The 4,785-nt window shown below is 37.5% G+C and carries 4 protein-coding genes; 3 read left to right on the forward strand and 1 reads right to left on the reverse strand.

Annotated elements, in window-relative coordinates; all coding sequences use genetic code 11:
• The first annotated feature begins 104 nt into the window (after positions 1–104).
• The 3 genes from ACEYX7_RS10580 to ACEYX7_RS10590 all read left to right on the forward strand — a co-directional run bounded on the left by ACEYX7_RS10580 (position 105) and on the right by ACEYX7_RS10590 (position 3,711).
• Positions 105–1,640 carry a methyltransferase regulatory domain-containing protein gene (locus ACEYX7_RS10580; RefSeq protein WP_374805408.1) on the forward strand — a complete coding sequence of 512 codons (1,536 nt, stop codon included), beginning with the start codon at positions 105–107 and terminating at the stop codon, positions 1,638–1,640.
• A gap of 304 nt (positions 1,641–1,944) precedes the next feature.
• Complete coding sequence (locus ACEYX7_RS10585; RefSeq protein WP_374805410.1) at positions 1,945–2,463, forward strand: META domain-containing protein; 519 nt, start codon at positions 1,945–1,947, stop codon at positions 2,461–2,463.
• Between the two features lie 93 nt (positions 2,464–2,556).
• Positions 2,557–3,711, forward strand: coding sequence for a glycerate kinase (locus ACEYX7_RS10590; RefSeq protein ID WP_374900553.1), 1,155 nt, complete (start codon positions 2,557–2,559; stop codon positions 3,709–3,711).
• 317 nt (positions 3,712–4,028) lie between these two features.
• On the opposite strand, the gene ACEYX7_RS10595 is transcribed toward ACEYX7_RS10590, so the two are convergent.
• Positions 4,029–4,652 carry a DUF2625 domain-containing protein gene (locus ACEYX7_RS10595; RefSeq protein ID WP_374805412.1) on the reverse strand — a complete coding sequence of 208 codons (624 nt, stop codon included), beginning with the start codon at positions 4,650–4,652 and terminating at the stop codon, positions 4,029–4,031.
• Positions 4,653–4,785: the final 133 nt, after the last annotated feature.

Genomic DNA, 4,785 nt, shown 5'->3' on the forward strand with positions numbered 1-4,785 from the left:
GGTTTTTTTGTCATGCCTTATGCTACTATAGTTTATTCCCCTTATGCAAAAAAAATTACGGTTTTGCGTAAGTCCTATCATGAATATTTTTCGAGGTAAAATAGATGTCTGCATGGAATGAAGGATACGTCAACGATATTGACTATACGTACGGTTATTATACAGAACTCAACCCAAATCATTTTATTGTCCCATTTTTGATGTCTGGTCATGAGCCACCAAAAGTCAAAGTCGCCTGTGAATTGGGATTTGGACAAGGTCTGAGTGTGAATATCCATTCAGCAGCACAAGATACAAAATGGTATGGTACTGATTTTAATCCAAGTCAGGCTCAATTTGCACAGAACTTGGTCAGTATATCAGGTGCTGACGCACATTTGGTCGATGAATCTTTTGAGCAATTTTGTTCTCGTGAAGATTTACCACAGTTTGACTACATTGCACTACATGGTATTTGGTCTTGGATATCGAATGAAAACCAACGCATTTTAGTTGATTTTATTCGTCGCAAGCTGAATGTCGGGGGCGTGTTATACATCAGCTATAACACACTACCAGGATGGTCTAGGTACGCACCTTTACGCCATCTTATGATAGAACATGCCAAGATCATGGGGACTAAAGCAGTGGCAAGCAGTGAGCAAGTACTCAACTCATTACAGTTTACCAAACGAGTTATTGAATCAAGTCATAACCTATCGCAAGAAGTCCCAAATGTATTGAAGCGTATAGATACCATTGCAAACCAAGACGCCAGCTATCTTGCACATGAGTATTTTAATCAATACTGGCAACTGATGTATTTTTCAGAGATTGCCAATGAGCTGGATCATGCAAAACTACGTTTCGTGGCGGGCGGGAGTTATCTGGAGGAATATCCAGCCAGTTGTTTCGATGAAAATCAAATCAATATGCTTAATGAATTGTCCGAAACAAACTTACGAGAAACAGTCAAAGACTTTTTCTTGGATCGTCAATTCCGTAAAGATTATTGGGTTAAGGGTGGCAAACGTCTAAACGGTTCACAGCTTGTAGAAGCATGGGATAAGCTTCGAATTTTAAAAGCGAGAGACTTAGTTGGGGATCATCTCGAAGTTCAAGGTAGAAGAGGCAAAGCAAGCATTTCAGCCACTTTCTATCAACCTATTTTAGATTTACTAGACGACAAAAATGTGCACACGGTAAAGAGCATTCGTGGCAAATTACCCCAACTTGATGCCAGTCAATTGCACGAAATGCTCGCAATTCTAATCACTTTAGGAACGGTTATTATTGCACAGGATGAGAACGTGATTGCCAAAACAGAAAAGGCAAGTCAGGCGTTGAATCAGCATCTGTTCTCAGAGAATGTGACGACTCAGAAGATTTTTTACTTTGCAAGTCCTGTAACAGGTGGAGGAGTCTTAGTTACTTTGGTAGAACAAGCATTTTTGTTGTCTTGTCTTGAAGGAAAAGACGATATTGATGCATTGGCTCAGCGAGCATGGAAGCACTTGCAAGCAGGTGGTAAATGCTTATTAAAAGACGGTCAGTCATTGCAATCTGAGCAAGAAAACTTAGACCAACTCAGCATATTGGCGAAAGACTTTAAGGAAAAAACTTTACCTCATTTGATGAACCTAAAAGTTATACCAGCTTAGTTTGCTGACGTGTAATCAATGAGTTAAAAATATTTTTCTCAATATCTGGTTAAAAAAATTATGCGTACTCATCATCAGTACGCATAATTCAATCTGCTGATGGTCGAGAAGTTTATGCTTTTTTTATTCTATTTTTAAAATAAGATTTTGATATATATAAGTTTTTCAATGTGTCAAAAAGTCATTTTGACAAAAACAAAAGTATCTAACAATTCAAATTTTAATGTAACAAAACATGGACAGATAAATTTTCTTTTACTGTTATATTGATTTGGTTTAATTTATACGCTTTTGGAGCGTTATGATGATGAAAAAAATTGCAATTTTTACGACAAGCATGATTATGGTAACAGCCTGCCATAGCCAACAAACAGTTGCTGTAAAAGCCGATCCAAATCCAACACAGCCTGTTTCTGTTCCTACCGCTGCATCAAGCCCTGTGTTGGCACTCAATGATGAGATATTACAAAAGTTTAATTGGCAGCTTAATGCAGTCACGGATGTTCAAGGTAAAAATGTTGCACAGCCTTTGCAATATGACAGCAATAAGCCTTTGATTTTGAGTTTTGATCAGACAACATTAAAACTTCTGAACACGTGTAATCATATGAGCAGTCAATATATGCTGACCAATGACAACGTGGTGTTGAGTGGTATGATGTCTACACGAATGATGTGTGAACCCCAAGCAATGGCGTTTGATACGATGGCAAGCGAAGTTGTCGTGGGACAATATCGTTTGACCCAAGATAATCAAGGTAAAGCCAAATTGACCATCACCAACGACAAAACAGTCAGCGTTTTTGCACCGATCGAAAAGTAACACGTTGCTTTTACGTCAAGTTTGATATCAAATAGCAAGAGCTGATTATTCAGCTTTTGCTTTTTTATTTTGAGAATAATACAAGGATAGCTCATGTGTATTGTTATCGCACCCGACTCATTTAAAGAGAGCTTGACGGCAATTCAAGTTGCACAAGCAATTAAGTTCGGCATGGCGGAAGTCTTGACAGAAGCACAATTTGAATTGGTTGCTATGGCGGATGGGGGGGAAGGTACAGCTCAAGCCATTGCAAATAATCTACCGAGTCAATGGATTGATATTCAAGTACTAGATCCATTGAAACGCCATATCCAATCAAAATATTTAATTTGCCAAGATGATATTGGTGAGTTGGCAGTGATTGAAATGGCAAGTGCATCTGGTTTACATCTTTTAAAAACACAAGAGAGAAATCCTTTGATCACCAGCACTTTTGGTGTGGGACAAATGATATTAGATGCCTTACAACGTGGAATTCAGCGTTTTATATTGGCGATTGGCGGTAGTGCGACCAATGATGCAGGCTTGGGAATGTTGCAAGCATTAGGTTATCAATTTTTGGATATGAATGGTAATGATATTGGTAATGGCGGAATAGCCTTGCAATCTTTAGCGAAAATTATTTTAAGTCCGTTACATCAGCAACTATTAGCGTTAGATATACGTGTGGCGTGCGATGTACAAAATCCACTTTGTGGAGAGCAAGGTGCAAGTCATCTTTACGGTGCACAAAAAGGAGCAACGGCTAAAGATATTAACGTGCTTGATCAAGCCTTATCTCACTTTGCGAAACAAGTAAAATTAAGTCATTTGCCTGATTGTCAATATCATGCAGGTGCGGGTGCGGCAGGCGGTTTGGGTTTTGCTTTAATGAGTTTTTTACAAGCAGATTTGCTATCAGGCTTTACTTTGGTGAGTGAAATCTGTCAATTACCAAACAAAATTCAAAAAGCAGATTTAGTGATTACAGGCGAGGGTAAAATGGACGCACAAACTGCAATGGGTAAAGTTGCATCAGGTGTGCTAAAGCTTGCTCAAAGTCATACTGTACCAGTTATTGCAATATGTGGTGCTGTTGATACACCTAAGCCAGTTTGGCAAAAACAAGGTTATGATTTGGTTTTATCAAGCTTACAGAAATTGGATAGCCTAGAAAATATTTTTGATAGTGCTGAGCAGAATATTTACACCACCGCATTTAATTTGGCACAAGCTCTGCAGATGGGCAATAAATTATTAAGAAAATGATATGAGCTAGGTATTACTATATAGAAGTAAAATGGTGATAAAACGATATCACCATTTTATCAGGGCAATCGCGCTACAAAAGATGAGCAATTCTGCTAAGCAAAATACAATTAATAGGAAAATCTTAATGTAAATTTAGACTGTATTTTAATCAAAATGAAATTTTTATCGGTTGCTGTTTAGATAAATGAGTTGTTCTAACAGCTTCCTGTAAAATAAATTGGTTTTAAAATATACAGTTTAGTTTTAAGAGAGACCTATTAGTCTTAATTTGAGACTATAGCGCGATTGCCCTGACCATTTTATGAGTTTATCTATTATTTAAATTGAAAATCTTCTAAAATAGGTACAGCTTTTTTACTGACGTTTTCGATGTCTTTGCCTTCTGCTGTGTATAAAAAAGGCATAAAAGAAAACACTTCATCAGTCTTTAGATTAGCGATATCATGTTGCCAATTTGTCCAATAAAAACCAGCATAAAATTGGTCTATCTCCCCACAAAATACCCAATATATAAAGTCTGAATAACCAATATCTAAGCTTTCCCATGCCATAGTATCGGGTGCAAAATAAAACACATCACCCAAACTGCCTTCGAATGCACCACTATTGATGGCAAAATAACCACCCAAAACATCATCAGCAATCAGTAAAAAGCCGTCACTTTGGATTTGTTGGTTCCACGTATCTAAACGACGGTTTAAACGTTCACTGCCAGAGCCGAGAATACGTAACCAGCCATGATTGACCAAAATACCACCTGTTTCATAGATGATTGCACCTAAGGTTGAGCGTGTAGTGACTTGAATAGCAAGTAATGTTTGCTCAGCTTGTTGTTGAGTTTTTGGTAAGATTTCGATGTAATTAGACGCTTGTTGTTGCCATTCTTGTACCAAATGCCAAGCAGGGTCATTACTATTGATGAGTTCGGGTAATTGCATGATAAAAGTCCTTATAAAATAATCTCAGCACACGACAAAAAAATAAAAAAGACTGTTGTTAAAGCAATGGCATAATAGTAATTTTTCTGACGAATTAGACCATGCCAAACCTTAACAGACTCAATGAAATATT

The sequence above is a fragment of the Hubeiibacter jixunmingi genome (assembly GCF_041928215.1).
In the GTDB taxonomy this organism is placed as follows: domain Bacteria; phylum Pseudomonadota; class Gammaproteobacteria; order Pseudomonadales; family Moraxellaceae; genus Acinetobacter.